This window comes from Kaistella solincola (assembly GCF_000812875.1).
In the GTDB taxonomy this organism is placed as follows: Bacteria; Bacteroidota; Bacteroidia; order Flavobacteriales; family Weeksellaceae; genus Kaistella; species Kaistella solincola.
Map to the genome: position 1 here is coordinate 69,606 of NZ_JSYK01000002.1, position 15,530 is coordinate 85,135.

The 15,530-nt window shown below is 38.1% G+C and carries 17 protein-coding genes and 1 tRNA gene; 8 read left to right on the forward strand and 10 right to left on the reverse strand.

Annotation, left to right across the window (positions count from 1 at the left end; all coding sequences use genetic code 11):
• The first annotated feature begins 47 nt into the window (after positions 1-47).
• On the forward strand, positions 48-1,040 hold the full coding sequence (locus tag OA84_RS01200) for a DUF3810 domain-containing protein (protein ID WP_233701808.1): 993 nt from the start codon (positions 48-50) through the stop codon (positions 1,038-1,040).
• A 279-nt stretch (positions 1,041-1,319) separates the two neighbouring features.
• Here the strand turns inward: OA84_RS01200 and OA84_RS01205 are convergent.
• The 7 genes from OA84_RS01205 to greA form a co-directional block, all read right to left on the reverse strand.
• Positions 1,320-1,393 (reverse strand) — tRNA-Met (locus tag OA84_RS01205).
• 46 nt (positions 1,394-1,439) lie between these two features.
• On the reverse strand, positions 1,440-2,723 hold the full coding sequence (locus OA84_RS01210; protein WP_039341200.1) for a peroxiredoxin family protein: 1,284 nt from the start codon (positions 2,721-2,723) through the stop codon (positions 1,440-1,442).
• A gap of 62 nt (positions 2,724-2,785) precedes the next feature.
• Positions 2,786-3,004, reverse strand: coding sequence for a hypothetical protein (locus OA84_RS01215; RefSeq protein ID WP_052252058.1), 219 nt, complete (start codon positions 3,002-3,004; stop codon positions 2,786-2,788).
• Between the two features lie 19 nt (positions 3,005-3,023).
• Complete coding sequence (locus OA84_RS01220; protein ID WP_039341202.1) at positions 3,024-4,970, reverse strand: T9SS type A sorting domain-containing protein; 1,947 nt, start codon at positions 4,968-4,970, stop codon at positions 3,024-3,026.
• Positions 4,971-5,060: 90 nt separating this feature from the next.
• Complete coding sequence (gene clpX / locus OA84_RS01225; protein WP_039341204.1) at positions 5,061-6,242, reverse strand: ATP-dependent Clp protease ATP-binding subunit ClpX; 1,182 nt, start codon at positions 6,240-6,242, stop codon at positions 5,061-5,063.
• 25 nt (positions 6,243-6,267) lie between these two features.
• The gene (locus OA84_RS01230) at positions 6,268-6,672 is read right to left on the reverse strand and encodes an HIT family protein (RefSeq protein ID WP_039341207.1); all 405 of its coding nucleotides are present in this window, start codon (positions 6,670-6,672) and stop codon (positions 6,268-6,270) included.
• Between the two features lie 138 nt (positions 6,673-6,810).
• Positions 6,811-7,281 (reverse strand): transcription elongation factor GreA, encoded by a 471-nt coding sequence (gene greA / locus OA84_RS01235; RefSeq protein WP_039341210.1) that lies wholly within the window; start codon positions 7,279-7,281, stop codon positions 6,811-6,813.
• A gap of 98 nt (positions 7,282-7,379) precedes the next feature.
• On the opposite strand from greA, the gene OA84_RS01240 reads away from it, so the two are divergent.
• The 4 genes from OA84_RS01240 to OA84_RS01255 are packed head-to-tail and all read left to right on the forward strand — an operon-like array spanning position 7,380 to position 9,600.
• Positions 7,380-7,829: a Rieske (2Fe-2S) protein gene (locus OA84_RS01240; RefSeq protein WP_052252097.1), complete on the forward strand. Its 450-nt coding sequence runs from the start codon at positions 7,380-7,382 to the stop codon at positions 7,827-7,829.
• Positions 7,830-7,844: 15 nt separating this feature from the next.
• Positions 7,845-8,294, forward strand: a complete 450-nt coding sequence (gene dtd / locus OA84_RS01245) for a D-aminoacyl-tRNA deacylase (RefSeq protein WP_039341216.1) — start codon at positions 7,845-7,847, stop codon at positions 8,292-8,294.
• A 3-nt stretch (positions 8,295-8,297) separates the two neighbouring features.
• Entirely contained in the window at positions 8,298-8,804 is a 507-nt protein-coding gene (locus tag OA84_RS01250; protein WP_039341220.1) for a hypothetical protein, read from the forward strand.
• A 13-nt stretch (positions 8,805-8,817) separates the two neighbouring features.
• Entirely contained in the window at positions 8,818-9,600 is a 783-nt protein-coding gene (locus OA84_RS01255; RefSeq protein ID WP_039341223.1) for an alpha/beta fold hydrolase, read from the forward strand.
• A gap of 65 nt (positions 9,601-9,665) precedes the next feature.
• On the opposite strand, the gene OA84_RS01260 is transcribed toward OA84_RS01255, so the two are convergent.
• Entirely contained in the window at positions 9,666-10,673 is a 1,008-nt protein-coding gene (locus tag OA84_RS01260; protein WP_039341226.1) for a DHH family phosphoesterase, read from the reverse strand.
• A 233-nt stretch (positions 10,674-10,906) separates the two neighbouring features.
• Here OA84_RS01260 and rpmH point away from each other — a divergent pair, with 233 nt between their 5' ends.
• The gene (gene rpmH / locus OA84_RS11290) at positions 10,907-11,065 is read left to right on the forward strand and encodes a 50S ribosomal protein L34 (protein ID WP_084060812.1); all 159 of its coding nucleotides are present in this window, start codon (positions 10,907-10,909) and stop codon (positions 11,063-11,065) included.
• Between the two features lie 157 nt (positions 11,066-11,222).
• Entirely contained in the window at positions 11,223-11,933 is a 711-nt protein-coding gene (locus OA84_RS01265; protein WP_039341229.1) for a cell division ATP-binding protein FtsE, read from the forward strand.
• A gap of 66 nt (positions 11,934-11,999) precedes the next feature.
• Here OA84_RS01265 and OA84_RS01270 read toward each other — a convergent pair whose 3' ends face one another.
• Positions 12,000-12,956: an acetyl-CoA carboxylase carboxyltransferase subunit alpha gene (locus OA84_RS01270; RefSeq protein ID WP_039341232.1), complete on the reverse strand. Its 957-nt coding sequence runs from the start codon at positions 12,954-12,956 to the stop codon at positions 12,000-12,002.
• Positions 12,957-12,996: 40 nt separating this feature from the next.
• Entirely contained in the window at positions 12,997-14,517 is a 1,521-nt protein-coding gene (gene gltX, locus OA84_RS01275) for a glutamate--tRNA ligase (protein WP_039342599.1), read from the reverse strand.
• A 72-nt stretch (positions 14,518-14,589) separates the two neighbouring features.
• Here gltX and OA84_RS01280 point away from each other — a divergent pair, with 72 nt between their 5' ends.
• Positions 14,590-15,528 (forward strand): glycosyl transferase family 90, encoded by a 939-nt coding sequence (locus tag OA84_RS01280; protein ID WP_039341235.1) that lies wholly within the window; start codon positions 14,590-14,592, stop codon positions 15,526-15,528.
• Positions 15,529-15,530 lie beyond the last annotated feature (2 nt).

A 15,530-nucleotide genomic window follows, 5' to 3' on the forward strand; every position in this document is an offset into this window, starting at 1 on the left:
ATCGCAGAAAAAGATTTTGGGCAGGTTTATTACTTGCCCAATTTGTTTTGTTTTTTATATTCTCGAAAATTTCGTTTTTTTCGGCGTTATTCGAGCATTTTTTTGAATTTCAAAAAGCATTTCATCAAAAGATATTTTCGGCAGTTCCGTTTTCGGTCGGTGATGTTTTATACATTTTGCTGATTATTTATTTCGCATTTATTTTCATTAAAATTTTAAACCGAAAAAAAAGGCCAGTTTACCTGCTAAAATTTTTAATGTTTCTAAATGTGCTATATTTCATTTACCAGATTTTCTGGGGAATGCTTTATTTTCAAAAACCACTTTTAGAAAAGCTACCGGAAAAAAATATCGGGTTAAATGAGGTAAAATTTCTGACTTTAAAATATCTGGAAAAATGCAAAAAATCGCGGAAATTTGTAAGTGAAGATGAGCACGGTGTTTTCAGAATTAATGATTTCCAGAAAGTGGAAACTGAAGTTTTAGCACAACAGAAAAAAATTCCGGCCTTTTTGAGCCGAAAATCTGCAACGGAAATTCATGCGTTTAAAAAGTCGCTGTTCCATAACGTCATAAGTTATAGCGGGATTTTGGGTTATTATAATCCGTTTACCGCCGAAGCACAATATAATGCTGATTTACCGGACACGTATTTGCCGTTCACTTTAGCGCATGAAAGCGCGCATCAGCTTGGTTTTGCGCGCGAACAGGAAGCAAATTTCGTAGGTTATTTAATTGGAAGAAATTCGAAAAACCCAGATTTAAAATACAGCACAGACTATTTTGTTTTGAAATCAATTTTGAATTCATTGGTAGAAGAAAATCCGGAATTTGTAAAAAATGTGATTGATAATTATTCGGAAGGAATGAAACGCGACCGAAATGCGGAAAAATTATTTGTTGAAAAACATGCCGGATTGCTCGATATTTTTTTCGGTTTCACCAATGATCTTTTCCTGAAAAGCAACCAGCAGGACGGCAGCATTACGTATTCTTATTTCATCGATCTGTTGCTGCGCTATGACGAAAATGTGAAATAAAAAGAATCGCAACTTACGAAGCGATTCTAAAAACACAAATGATGAAAAAAAATTTATTTACTCTCTAAGGATTTCTCCTTTAGCATTGTAAATGTAGTGCAAATTTACAACATTACCACATTGGTAAGTAGCTTTTTTATATTTTTTGCAGAGTGATATTTGTCAGGTGAAAATCAAGCTAAAATGAGAAAGGAAATCTTTAAATATTTTGCCGCTAAAAGTGCAAAAAATCGGGAATTGCTAAAACCGAAAAAACCCAGCTTTTGCCGGGTTTTTTTGTAGCGAAGACGGGAATTGAACCCGTGACCTCAGGGTTATGAATCCTGCGCTCTAACCAACTGAGCTACCTCGCCGTTTTGGTGGTGCAAATATAAAAATATTTTGTGAGGTAGCAAATAATTACTTTAACTTTAGATAAGAAATTACGTCGGCAGCGTGGTCCGGTTTAGCAATAATTTTGTTGTTTACGTCCAGTATGAAATACGTTGGTGTCGCGTGGATGTTATAGGTATCAGAATAAGAACTGTTCCAACCTTTCAACTCTGTATCATTAATCCACGGAAGCATTTTCACCTTGCTTTCGTAGGCGCTTTTGTCATTGTCTAAAGACAAAGCAATTATTTCACCTTTCTGACCTTTAATAGCATTGTATTTTTCAATAAGCGCAGGAAGTTCCGCTTCGCAGTGCGAACATGTTGAAGCCCAGAAAACCACAACTTTTTTATCAGCCTTAATATCGTGAAGCGTTTTCGCGGTCGTGTTGCTGGCATTTTTAAAGGTGTAATTCGGGAAAAGCGCACCAATTTCCGTATTTTTGTTGGTGGAAATTGTTTGAGCTAAACGGTCGTTAATTGTACATTTTAAGTTGGTAGCTTCGGTGAGGTATTTATTTTTCAAATCGGCCATTCCATAGGTGTCGAAAATTTCAATCAGTTCCGACATTACTGTTTGCCCACGTGGCGTTTCGGTATTTACAGCAGCTAAAAGTCTGTCCACATCGGCAATGATGTTTGTGCTTGGTCCGATGTTTAAGTATGAAACCAAAATGGGACGCAGCAGTGAAGACGTTTCCAGCATGTCGGTTGATTTGTTTATAAAATCAATGATTTCCTCATGAGTGACCGCGTTTGCACCTGCTTTCTTTTCAATGTATTTTCTGTAATTGGTGTTGTAGAAGTTGATGAACGGAAATTTTGTAGCGTCGGTCGCATTTGTAGATAGCCGCTCAATTTCCTGAGTAAGCGCGGTACCGAAACCTGCGTCGGTTTTGTAATATTCTTTAATCTGGTAAAGCGCCGGCAAAATTATTTCTTTCTTCTGCTGTATATCCTGAATTTGGTTCATGGTGTAATTCGCTTCATCCAGATATTCTACGTTGGTAATTTTATTGTTTTGCGTAGCGAATATCAGCTTTACATCTTTGTTCTCGGAAATAAAATTGATGGTAGCATTATTTTCCGGAAAATAAAGTTTCATCATTCCGGTATATGGTTGCTTTACCTGTAGTTGCCAGGAATTTCCTTTTTTTATTTCTCTTGTATTCAGGACATCTTTAGAACCATTTAAGGTATAGAGGTAAACCTCCTTTGGTGCAAATGACGCCGGTGCTTCAATGCTGATTTTAAATTGTGCGCTATAGGAGATGCACATCAATAAACTTGTAAATAGAACGATTTTTTTCATATTGTAAATATAAAAAAACCCACCGAGTTACGGTGAGTTCTTTTTTTTGTTTTAATCCAGTACTAAGCGAGTTTTTTACTTGCTCTCTTTGAATAATAAGCAATAAATAAAACTGCTACAATGCCCAATACATAAATATATGCATCAATTGGCGACGCCGGAGCACCCGGCCCAACACCACCACCACCACCACCCGGAGGAGCCGGCGGACCTGTTTGAGCACTTAAAAAGGCACCTACTGTAAGGAATGCGAATAATAAAATTTTATTAATATAGTTCATAATTTAACCTTTTTAAGAATTATCTGATAATTTTTGTACTGAATTTTTCGCCAGTTTCTGAAAGCGCTGTCACAATATATGCGCTGTTTTGTTTGCTTAATTTTAAATTGTAATCGCTGCCGGTTTCAACATTTTTGTTGGAAATAATAAGCTTTCCGCTCATATCGTAAACCTGAACATCCGCTTTTTTCCAGTTTGGATCAAACCTTACAAAGAAATCGTCCGTACTTGGATTGTAAACTACTCTTGTTCTGCTAGGTTTCACTACGTTATCTGTTCCGAGAGAGGTTGTAGCTTTACCGTAAAATAAGCTATATTTATCACCTGTTACAGGAACTATAGAGTTTTGCGAAGCTTCCTTTATTTCTCCGTTAACATCTTTATAATAAAAACCAATGCCTGTAGATAATTTGTGCTGACCCTTGTCGATTAATTCCGCGTTTTCTCTGATTTCAAATTTAAGAGATTTAATATCGCGGTTATAAAGCATCAAAGGTACAGCTTTTCCAAAAAAGTCTTTTTCATTTGCTTCATTAATATAAAGCCAGTATGCATCTTTTACCTTATCGTCAATTCCGCCTTTTACAGCATCTTCTTCATAAGTACCAATAATATTTTGGCTACCTAGAACTGCTTGTGTCGTAGATTTTGAAGAATGTCCGGTTGTACCGTTTTCGTAAACGACGTAATATGCTCGAGACATTTCTTTTCCGTTCGCATCTAACGCAATTACGCCTAATTGCTTAACAGTGCTTGTTCCAACCATCTTTTCCGCCGTTGGACTGTATGGAGTGCTGTTATTTCGCGAACCTGGGTTAAATCGGCGTAAGCCGTCAAAACTTAAAGTTCGGTTAGAACCGACCTCAGGATCGTTATTTCTTAATTTGATCGCAATAGCTTCCATTGGCTGAATGGATACATCCACGTCCCCTACAGGAATAGGACTAAACCCATCATTTGTGAAACTTATAATATCGGCATTTACAGACCACGTTGCGCCTGCTTCATTTGAAACAACACCGCCCGGATCTAATCTTATACCTTGAATTGCACTTATATTATTTCCATCTGTTGTTGCACCACTTTCAACTCGTCCAATAAATTTCAGATCTAAGTTAACGAGGTATGGATTTCCGTACTGATAAATATTTTTGCCGTAGGTAGGAACAGAATAAGGAGTTGCTCCCGGAGCTACTAACTGCGCATCCCAAGCATCTTGCAGGTACGTGTTATACGGCTCACTATATGAGTTTCTCATATTCCCTGTTGGTCCGAAATCAACTCCTGCTCCGGCATTTACCATCGTTTCTTTCACACCATTTGCAAATGGAATTCCTCTTAAAGTGAACACATCACCGACAAGAGGACTAGCTGAATTAAAGTCCTTGGAACCTAACATATAGTAAGTCGTTCCCTTTAACGTAAAATTACTTGTGCTGAAATTATCAGCTTCCACATTGTCATTATCCCAAATAAGAATCTCATTTTGGGACCGTCGAACATCGGTAAAGTTTTTACCTAATTCTGAATCCAGGGAAGCCATTGGTTTATTGAAGAATGGAAGTGCAACCTGCTGGTAAGTACCATGTTTTAGAGTTTTGTACTCTCTGTCAACAATTCCAGTAATATTACTTTGGGGAATTCCATCAATGTAAAGTTGCCCGTAACTAGTAGCGTCAACCGCTGTTGGTGAATTGATACGAACAATGATGTTACGGCCATCCGTTTTCTCACCGATCCCTGCGGCATCATACGTTCTAATACCGTCAGTTGCGTCGCCGACAATCATTAAATTTCCATGCAAATCAATGATACCGTTTCCTTTGGTCTGAATACCGCCGCCGTTGTATACTAAGGCATATTCGCCAACATAGAAATTGCCGCCATTATCAACATGAATAAGTGCCTGGGCACTCATTGATAAACTTAACGACAAAAATCCTACAGTTAATAGATTTTTTTTCATTATAAGTAGTGTTTGTGTTTTTAAAAAATAAGCCTGAGCTACAAATATACTATTTTTTTGAACACACCAATAATTATACCATCAAAAACTTTAAAATGAAATGTTTTTCTTGGTTACAGCAACTTTCTTTTCGGCATCGATATCAAACATATAATCTTCCAAAACTTTTTCCGTAGTACCGCGAAGTCCGCGCGCGCCCAAACCTTTTTCGTTGGTCTCTTCCACGATCATCTCCAAAGCTTCATCAGTAAACGAAAGTTCTACCCCATCCATTTTGAAAAGCTCTACGAACTGGTTGATGATAGAGTTCTTTGGCTCCTTCATAATCCTCAACATCGTTTCTTTTGTCAGTTTTTCGAGATAGGTAATGATCGGGAATCTTCCTAAAAGTTCCGGAATAAGGCCGAATTTTCGAAGATCGATTGCATTGATTTGCTTTAAAATATAATCCTCTTCATCAATTTTATTTATCTTGTCCGCGCTGAAACCAATTGCCTGCTTGTTAAGGCGACGTTCAATAATTTCCTTAATTCCGTCAAAAGCCCCACCGGCAATAAAAAGGATATTTTGGGTATTAACCTGAATGTATTTCTGATCCGGATGTTTTCTTCCCCCTTGCGGCGGAACGTTTACGATGCTACCTTCCAGTAATTTAAGCAAACCTTGCTGTACACCTTCGCCGGAAACATCACGCGTAATACTTGGGTTATCAGATTTGCGTGCAATCTTGTCGATTTCATCGATGAAAACGATGCCTCGCTCTGCTTTCTGTACATCATAATCTGCCACCATCAAAAGTCGCGACAAAATGCTTTCTACATCTTCACCAACATAACCCGCTTCGGTAAGAATGGTTGCATCTACGATACAGAAAGGAACATTTAGTTCTTTAGCGATGGTTTTAGCCAGAAGCGTTTTCCCGGTTCCGGTTTCACCGATCATAATGATATTCGATTTTTCAATCTCCACTTCACGGTTTTCATCCTGTGCGTGAAGTAATCTTTTATAATGGTTGTAAACCGCGATGGAAAGCTGCTTTTTTGCCTGATCCTGACCAATAACATACTGATCCAGGAACTTTTTTATTTCCATCGGTTTCTTTAACTCTTCCATAGTATTTGCCGGGGAAACCCCATTTTTCGTTGAAGTTTCCTTTACAATTCCATGAGCCTGTTCAATACACTCTTCGCAGATAAATCCGTCGTTTCCGGAAATTAACATTTGAACTTCATTTCGTTTCTTACCGCAAAAAGAACATTGGTTTGAATTCATATAATATTATTAAAAATAATTTTTTTTAAAGGTTAAGCGCTTCGGAGTTAACGATGCGTTGTTGGATTCTCTTGTATTCCTCTTCAGAAAATTTTAAACGCGCGTTTTTGAAATTCATATCTTCCATTTTCGAAATCGGGATGAGGTGAATATGCGCGTGCGGAACTTCCAGACCCACAACTGCCACAGCAATTCTTTTAGCCGGATAAGCTACTTCCAATTTTTTTGCCACTTTCTGCGCGAAAGCCCAAAGATTTTTATATGCTTCCGATTCCAGATCGAAAATGAAATCTGTTTCTTCCTTCGGTATGACCAAAGTATGACCTTCCACCAGCGGCATCGCATCTAAAAAGGCCAGATTTTCAGCATCTTCAGCAATTACATACGCCGAAATTTCTCCTTTTACAATCTTCGTGAAAATAGATGCCATTTTTGATATTTTAAATTAAAAAACCCACGCCGAAGCGCGGGTACAAATTTACAAAATCTGAAATAATAGTTCAGTTAAGGTTTTATTAATTTTATTTCACAAAAAATTCGCTGCTAAAACAGCATATTTTCATAATTTCTAAAGTGAAATTTCTAAAATATCGAATGAAAGTTTATTACCGTTTGGCAAAACAATTTCTGCGGTTTCACCTACAACTTTTCCTAACAAACCTTTCGCAATCGGCGTGTTCACTGATATTCTTCCGGTTTTAATATCGCTTTCGTTATCAGGAACCAAAGTGAATTTCTGCTCAGCTTTTGTGGCATTATTTTTCAAACGAACCGTGGTCAAAATAGAAACTTTAGAAATATCAAGCTGGCTTTCATCAATCACTTTAGCATTGATGATGATGTCTTTCAGTTTAGAAATTTTCATTTCCAACATTCCTTGTGCTTCTTTAGCCGCATCGTATTCGGCGTTTTCAGAAAGATCTCCTTTGTCGCGGGCTTCCGCGATCTGCTGCGTGATCTTTGGTCGTTCTATTGTTTCCAGCTTCTCCAATTCCGCCTTCATTTTGTCTAAACCTTCTTTGGTGACGTAACTTGCCATAGCTTCTAATATTTAGCGTTAGTATAAAAAAATAATCCGACATTTGTCGGACACTGTTTATGGGTGATTTGTTTCACAAAGATATAAATTTATTTTACATGAAATACATTTTTTACCGGCTTTTCGGCACAATAATTCTCATTTTCAGTCTTTTAAATCTGCAGTCCTGCGCAGATCGTCGCGAAACCGTCAGCTGCTTTCCCGAAACTCCGATAAATGTTGTTTTAAATCTCAATCTTCCGGCTTATTTTAATTTGCAATCGGTTGGCGGCTGGATTTATGTTGATGAACAGCAATCCGGAACACGCGGTCTAATCGTAGTTCGCACCACAACCGGCTTTAAAGTGTACGACCGTAATGCGCCGCATATTTGCCCCGATGCAAATACCACGCTGAACGTGGTTGAAAATATTAAAATCACCTGCGCGAAAGACGGCGCGGAATGGATTTTATTAACCGGCGAACCCATCAAGATCGCCACCGTTCCACCAAAAACGTATCCGTACAGCTACGACCGCAATTCCAATATTTTATCGGTTTATTACTAAGATTTTTAATTTTTTATGAAAGCAGTTATTCAGCGTGTTTCCCAATCATCCGTTAAAGTAGACGGAAAAATGGTCGGTGAAATTGAGGCCGGTCTTTGCCTTTTAATCGGCATTGATGAAGACGACACGAAAACTGATGCGGAATGGCTTACGCAGAAGATTTTAAACCTCAGAATTTTTGGTGATGAAGACGGAAAATTAAACAAATCGGTGCTGGATATTTCGGGTGAAATCCTTTGCATCAGCCAGTTTACGCTAATTGCAGATTATAAAAAAGGCAACCGACCATCATTCATCAAAGCTGCCAAACCTGATGTTGCAATTCCTTTATTTGAATTTTTCAAAGCGGAACTTGCAAAATCCTGTTTAAAAATAGAAAGCGGAATTTTCGGCGCGGATATGAAAGTTGAAATCAGCAACGACGGGCCTGTAACCATTGTGATGGATTCCAAAACCAAAATGTAAAGCATGAAATATTTTTTAGCCGCTATTTGGGCATTTTTTTTCTTTTCCTGCACACCAAAAGAACCTACGGAAAACCCATTGATTACCGCGGAACACAGAAGAATTGAATCGCTGAATGTCATCAGAACAAAAATTAATGACAGCATCGCGCTGAAAAACAGCAAAAACAAATTCCAAAACTTAGCGGGAAAACATCAGCTCAGTTTTTCAAATGACGAAAATTTGCCGTTTTATGGCGGTATTTTTTTTAAAGCGAACGGTGGCGATAAATATGAGGTTGAAGGCAGCGCAACATCCGGCAAAAATTCATTGAAAATTCAGGGGAAAATAAGAAGAATTTCTGAAAAGCATCTGAATTTCGAAGGTGAAATTATACAAAACATCAACGGTAAAATTTATAGGCGTACAGGTAAAACTACTTTTTTTGATGAAGACAAGGGGAATTTTTGGCGCCTTCAGAACAAAATAAATGGCGAAGGTTTTGTTGATTACATTGACATTCATTTCTAAAAAAATCTAAATTATGCTGAATTTCAAAACTTCGGGAAGCGGAAAAGAAAACCTGGTTTTGCTGCACGGTTTTATGGAAAATATTTCCATTTGGGACGAAATGGAAAAATTTCTGTCCGATAAATTTTCATTGATAAAAATTGATTTGCCCGGACATGGCGCCTCCAAAGTTTACCACGAAACGCACACGATGGAATTTATGGCGGAAAAAGTGAAAGAAATTACCGATTTTCTAAAACTGGAAAATTTCCACCTTTTAGGTCATTCCATGGGCGGTTATGTATCGCTGGCTTTCGCTGAAAAATTTCCGGAAGTTTTAAAAAGTTTAACCTTATTTTTTTCAAGTTATCTGGCTGATGACGATGAGAAAAAAGAACAGCGCCAGAAAAGTTTAAGAATTATTAAAGAAGCTTATCCCGGTTACGTAAATGCGGGAATTCCGAATCTATTTAACCCAAACGAAAAAGATTTCCTGGAAGGAAAAATTGAAAATGCAAAAAAAATTGCCCTGAGCACGGAAAATTCAGGTGTAATTGCCGCAGTGAAAGGAATGATTGAAAGAACTGATAAAACTTCTTTAATCCAGAATTTTGAAAATAAGATTCTGGTTATCGCCGGAAAACACGATAACGCCGTAAAAACCGAAGAATTGCTGAAAAATTTGCCGGATAAAACCAATATCAAATCTTACGTTTTAGATTCCGGGCATAACGGGCACTGGGAAAAACCGGAAATCTGCGCAGCCATCATTAATACCGAACTTCTGCACCATTTACCAAAACATTTCGTGCTGTAAATTTTGGAAAAAATGCCCAAATAGTGGCGAAAAAAAAGGTTGTCTTTTCAGGCAACCTTTTGTATTTAAAAATCTTCAGCTTCAATTTTCTCTTTAAAATCTTCGATGGTTTCTTCGATGGTTTTCATGTATTTTCCGCCCGCAGCATTAATGTGGCCACCGCCGTTAAAATATTTTCGGGAAAATTGGTTAACATCAACATCATCTTTTGAACGGAAAGAAATTTTAATGAAATCTTCATATAAATCTTCCATAAAAAAGGCAGAAACCTGAGTTCCCATAATACTTAAACCGTAATTTACAAAACCTTCGGTGTCACCTTTCTGGAAGCCGTATTCTTTCAGTTCCTCACGTTTTAACCAAAGAATGGCAACTTTTCCGTCTTTCACCACTTCAATTCTGCCCAAAATAAGCGCCAGCAAATGCAAGCGCGAAACCGTGTTGGTATCCCAGGTATTGGAAGTGATCATCGCGGGATCTGCACCATTTTCAATTAAGTTCGCGACAATCCGGTGTGTGGTCGCGCTTGTAGAACGGAAACGGAAACCGCCGGTATCGGTCATAATTCCGGTATAAAGACATTCCGCCACATTTTGATCGACCAAATTTTCCTCTTCCAAACCCTGAATAAAATGGTAAACCATTTGGCAAGTCGCAGGCACGGTGACATCAGAGTAGACAAAATCAAAATCCTCCGGCTGCTGATGATGATCGATGAGGATTTTCGTAGCACGCGCTTTTTCAAGCCACGGCCCAACCAAATTTCCACTTCGGTGCGACGCATTGAAATCTAAAACAAAAATGATATCAGCATTATGAATGGCTTCGCCGGCAACTTTCCGCTTATAATCTGCGATGATGACTTGCTTTGCGCCGGGCATCCATTTCAGGAATTTCGGAAAATCGTTCGGCGCGATTACATCAGATTCAAGACCTTTATTTTTCAGAAAATGCTGCAAGCCTAAACTGGAACCAATTGCGTCGCCATCGGGATTATAATGGGTGATAATGACGATTTTTTTGTCCGGAGTGAGTAGATTTTGGATATCGGTGAGTTCTGCAGCTGTAAACATTGGTGACGTAAATTTTTAGAATGACAAAGATAAGGTTTGTTTTTATTTTTTGGTTGCCGGCTTAATTTGATTCATATTTGAATGTGCTGAAAGAAAAAAATCTGCTGTTTTTAAAGCAATAAATTTTACCGGTTATTCACTTAAAAAACTTTCTATTAAATTTGCAGAAAGTAAAAAGTTTTCTATCTTTGCAATCTGAAAATAAGATATAGTTTTTACTAAAAATAATCGCAATGCCAAAAAGAACATTTCAACCCTCTGAAAGAAAAAAAAGAAACAAACACGGTTTCCGTGAAAGAATGTCTACTCCTAACGGAAGAAGAGTATTGGCTGCTAGAAGAGCGAAAGGCAGAAAGAGTTTAACTGTAAGTGCACAGCGCGCTAAGAGATAATCTCAGGAATTATCATATAAAATCATGCTTGAAAAGTTTCTTTTCAGGCATTTTTTGTTTGTTAAAATTTGCTAAATTGTAGCACGCAAAGAAAGTTTTATTTACTTTTGGTGGGCTATTGCAGCACATACATTTACTTTAATTAATTGTACTTTATATGCCACATACTTATCAGGAAGGACAGGATGTTATTCGGCTAAAAAATGCCAAAATTGCCCAGAAAAATTTTACCGTTCTGAACGATGTTAATTTAAATATTAAAAAAGGCCGTTTTTGCTACCTCATCGGCAAAACGGGTTCGGGTAAAAGTTCGCTTTTAAAAACGATTTACGGGCACATTCCGCTCACTGGCGGCCAGGGAAATATCGCAGGTTTCGACCTTGAAAAGCTCCGCACTTCGGATATCCCAAATTTGCGCCGCAAACTTGGAATTGTTTTCCAGGATTTTCAGCTTTTACCGGACCGAACTGTAGAAAAAAATCTTCGTTTCGTTTTGGAAGCTACAGGCTGGGACGACAAAACAAAAATTGATGACCGGATTAATGAAGTTTTGGCAAGCGTTGGTATGAAATCGAAAAAGCATAAAATGCCGCATGAACTTTCAGGTGGTGAGCAACAGCGTATAGCAATTGCGCGTGCGCTTTTAAACCACCCCGAATTGATTCTTGCTGATGAGCCCACCGGAAACCTGGATCCGGAAACTTCGAACGAGATTATGACTTTATTGAAGCAGGTTGCAGTTGAAAACGGTTCTGCAGTAGTAATGGCGACGCACGATTATCACATGATTCAGAATTTCCCGGGCGAAGCAATTCGCTGTGAAGACGGAAAAGTAACTGTTCTGGACACTTCCGAACTTTTCGAATAATTCTATTATTTTAAATAAAAAAATCCTGCTAAACGGCAGGATTTTTTGTTTTTTCTAAAAGTGAAATTAACCTTTAAACTGGCCCATGGCAATGAATTTATCTTGTCTTTGGGTTTCCAGTTCTTTTCCGGTGAATTTCGAAAAAGCTTTGATGTTTTGTAAAATAGAAGTTTTCAAATGCTCATAAGCAACTTTCGGGTCGTAATGCGCACCACCAAGCGGTTCTTCGATAATTCCATCGATGAATTTCTCATGAAGTGCATCGTTTGGCGTAAGTTTTAAAGCATTCGCTGCATCTTCTTTATGATCCCAATTTCTCCATAAAATAGATGAGCAACTTTCCGGTGCAATTACGGTATACCACGTGTTTTCCAGCATATAAACCTTGTTTCCAACGCCAATTCCTAAAGCTCCTCCGCTGGCACCTTCGCCAATGATGTACACGAAAATCGGCGTTTTCAGCATGGTCATTTCGAAAATGTTTCTCGCAATGGCTTCACCTTGTCCACGTTCTTCTGCTTCCAAACCTGGATAAGCTCCCGGTGTATCGATTAGAGAAATAACAGGAATATGAAATTTTTCTGCCAGTTTCATCAGTCTTAAAGCTTTTCGGTAACCTTCGGGATTGGACATGCCAAATCTTCGGTGTTGTCTTTCCTTAGTTGTACGACCTTTTTGCGTTCCGATAATCATCACTCGTTGTCCGTCGATGGTTGCTAAACCGCCAATCATTGCCGGATCATCCGCAAAATTTCGGTCGCCGTGCAGTTCCAGGAAACTGTCTTTATCTGTAATTCCTTTGATGAAATCTAACGTATACGGCCGGTCCGGATGACGCGAAAGCTGCACGCGCTGCCACGGAGTAAGATTATGATAGATCTCTTTTTTCTTTTCTATAATTTTATCCTCGATTTGCGAACAGGCGAGTTTTACGTCTACCCCACTTTCTTCGCCCACCAATGAACAGGTTTGATACTGATCCATCAGATCCTTAATCGGAAGTTCAAAACTTAAGTATTCCATTTCAGTTATTACAAATTATGAGTCAAATTTAGGGAAAATTCTAAGAAATCAGGTCAATATTATTCACCGCATTTTGAATCCTGGCGGCACATTCATCTTTTCCAAGGATTTGCATAATGTCCGGCACATCGGGGCCTTTCAATTCACCAACCAAACACAGGCGCAGCGGCATCATCACTTTACCCATACCTGTATTTTGACTTTCAGCAAAATCATGAATTTCCTGTTTCAATCCTTCTGCTGAAAATGAAAAATTTGCCATTTGAGCGGCTAAAATTATCATTACCGATTTCGCGCTTTCGCTCCAGGCTTTTTTAACGGCTTTTTCGTCATAATTTGTCGGAGCTTCGAAGAAGAATTTTCCATCTTCATAAATGTCTTTCGGGAAAGTTGCACGCTCTTTCATTAATGAAATTACTTTCAGCAGTTTTTCGTCACCGGAATTCGATAAATCTAAATCTTTTGAAGATTTTAGTAATTCCAAAACTTCTTCGTCAGATTTTAATTTTAAATATTGCTGATTAAACCATTCTGCTTTTTCCTTGGAAAATCTGGCACCGGCTTTATGTACTTTATGTAAATCAAATTCCTGCACCATTTCTTCTAATGTTAGAATTTCACGGTCGTTAGCGGGACTCCAGCCCAAAAGCGCTACCATATTGATGAAGGCATCTGGCAAATAACCTTCTTCGCGGTAACCTTTCGAAATATTTCCGGTTTCAGGATCTTTAAAATTCAACGGAAATACCGGGAAACCAAATTTATCGCCGTCTCTTTTGCTTAATTTTCCTTTTCCTTCGGGCTTTAAAATCAAAGATAAATGCGCGAACTGCGGCTTTTCCCAACCCATTGCTTCGTATAATAAATAATGCAAACCAAGTGATGGCAGCCATTCTTCACCACGGATGACGTGCGAAATTTCCATCTCGTGATCATCAACAATATTCGCGAAATGGTAAGTTGGCATTCCGTCATTTTTCACCAAAACTTTATCATCTAAAGTATTGGTGTTCACCGCAAATTTTCCGCGGATAATGTCTTCAAGATTTAAAACGCGGTCCACCGGCATTTTAAAACGCACAACATACGGAACCTGAGCTGCGATAAGCTTCTGAACTTCATCTGCAGAAAGCGTAATTGAGTTTTTCAGGCGGTTTCTAGTGACATAATTATAAGCGAACACATCGCCGTTCTGTTCGAATTCTTTTCGGATTTCGTCCAGTTCTTCAGTGGTGTCAAATGCCAGATAAGCGTAATCGGTTTTGAGAAGTTCTACCAGATGACGATCGTAGATTTCACGTCTTTCAGACTGACGGTACGGCGCAAATTTTCCGCCATGTTTTGGGCTTTCATCGGGGATAATTCCGCACCACTCGAGCGCTTCCATAATATATTCTTCCGCACCTTCCACGTAACGCGCGGTATCGGTATCTTCAATTCTCAAAACGAAATCGCCGCCCTGACTTTTAGCAAAAAGATAATCATATAAGGCAGTTCGTACGCCACCTAAATGTAAAGGCCCGGTTGGACTCGGCGCAAAACGCACTCTAACTTTGCTCATTTTCTGTAAAATTTTAAGAGGCAAATTTACTGAAAATTTAGCGCGTTTTAGAAATTTAGGTAATTTTGTATAATGGCAAAAATTAAAAAACAAAACAAACTTCTATTTTATCTCAAAGGTTTTTCTGCCAGATTGCTTCCACATCAAGAATTGGAACGCAAAATTAAGGATTTACGGAAAAATTTATCTGCGGAACAATTGAAAACAGTAGACTTTCGGGTAGATTATTATAATAAAATTTCGGAACCGACACCTGTTCCTCACAACGGAACCCGTATAAAAGATTTATTATCTCCTAAAAAGAAGAAAGTATATTATTTTGACACGTATAAATACGCAAAATATTTTGATAAAAATCTGCTGATTGACTTTACTTTTGGAGATGTAAATACGATTTTACCATTTCCCATGATTGCGAAAAGTCGACCCATTTCCGAAGATAATCAGAATAATATTCTGCTCAATTTGAATAAAATACGGCATTTTGTATCAGTTGAAAATGATAAACCACAAAATACTAAAAAAAATAAATTAGTTGGCCGTGCTGCAGTACACCAACAACACAGGATTGATTTTTATAATCAGTATTTTCAATCGCCCATCTGTAATCTTGGTCAAATTAATAAAACCGGCGGCCGCGCAGAATGGATTAAGCCAAAGATGCCTATTAAAGAACATTTAGATTACAAATTTATTCTTAGTTTGGAGGGAAATGACGTCGCAACAAATCTAAAATGGATTATGTCCTCAAATTCAATCGCTGTAACTCCAAAGTTGAAAATGGAAACTTGGTATATGGAAGGAAAGCTGGTTGCTAATGAGCACTACCTTTGCATTGATGACGATTACCAAAATCTGGACGAAAGACTTCAGTATTACCTCGATCACCCAAATGAAGCCAAAAACATCATTGAAAATGCTAAGATATATCGGGCTCAGTTTAATAATAAAAATATGGAAGATTTAATTTCATTTTTGGTTCTAAAAAAATATTTTAACTACATTCGCTAGAA

Coding starts and splice junctions, on each gene's coding strand:
- gltX (WP_039342599.1), bottom strand. CDS start 14,517: ATGAGCAAAGTTAGAGTGCGTTTTGCGCCGAGTCCAACCGGGCCTTTA.
- OA84_RS01210 (WP_039341200.1), bottom strand. CDS start 2,723: ATGAAAAAAATCGTTCTATTTACAAGTTTATTGATGTGCATCTCCTAT.
- OA84_RS01240 (WP_052252097.1), top strand. CDS start 7,380: ATGAAATACATTTTTTACCGGCTTTTCGGCACAATAATTCTCATTTTC.
- OA84_RS01215 (WP_052252058.1), bottom strand. CDS start 3,004: ATGAACTATATTAATAAAATTTTATTATTCGCATTCCTTACAGTAGGT.
- OA84_RS01270 (WP_039341232.1), bottom strand. CDS start 12,956: ATGGAATACTTAAGTTTTGAACTTCCGATTAAGGATCTGATGGATCAG.
- dtd (WP_039341216.1), top strand. CDS start 7,845: ATGAAAGCAGTTATTCAGCGTGTTTCCCAATCATCCGTTAAAGTAGAC.
- rpmH (WP_084060812.1), top strand. CDS start 10,907: ATGCCAAAAAGAACATTTCAACCCTCTGAAAGAAAAAAAAGAAACAAA.
- OA84_RS01255 (WP_039341223.1), top strand. CDS start 8,818: ATGCTGAATTTCAAAACTTCGGGAAGCGGAAAAGAAAACCTGGTTTTG.
- OA84_RS01260 (WP_039341226.1), bottom strand. CDS start 10,673: ATGTTTACAGCTGCAGAACTCACCGATATCCAAAATCTACTCACTCCG.
- OA84_RS01250 (WP_039341220.1), top strand. CDS start 8,298: ATGAAATATTTTTTAGCCGCTATTTGGGCATTTTTTTTCTTTTCCTGC.
- OA84_RS01265 (WP_039341229.1), top strand. CDS start 11,223: ATGCCACATACTTATCAGGAAGGACAGGATGTTATTCGGCTAAAAAAT.
- greA (WP_039341210.1), bottom strand. CDS start 7,281: ATGGCAAGTTACGTCACCAAAGAAGGTTTAGACAAAATGAAGGCGGAA.
- OA84_RS01280 (WP_039341235.1), top strand. CDS start 14,590: ATGGCAAAAATTAAAAAACAAAACAAACTTCTATTTTATCTCAAAGGT.
- OA84_RS01230 (WP_039341207.1), bottom strand. CDS start 6,672: ATGGCATCTATTTTCACGAAGATTGTAAAAGGAGAAATTTCGGCGTAT.
- clpX (WP_039341204.1), bottom strand. CDS start 6,242: ATGAATTCAAACCAATGTTCTTTTTGCGGTAAGAAACGAAATGAAGTT.
- OA84_RS01220 (WP_039341202.1), bottom strand. CDS start 4,970: ATGAAAAAAAATCTATTAACTGTAGGATTTTTGTCGTTAAGTTTATCA.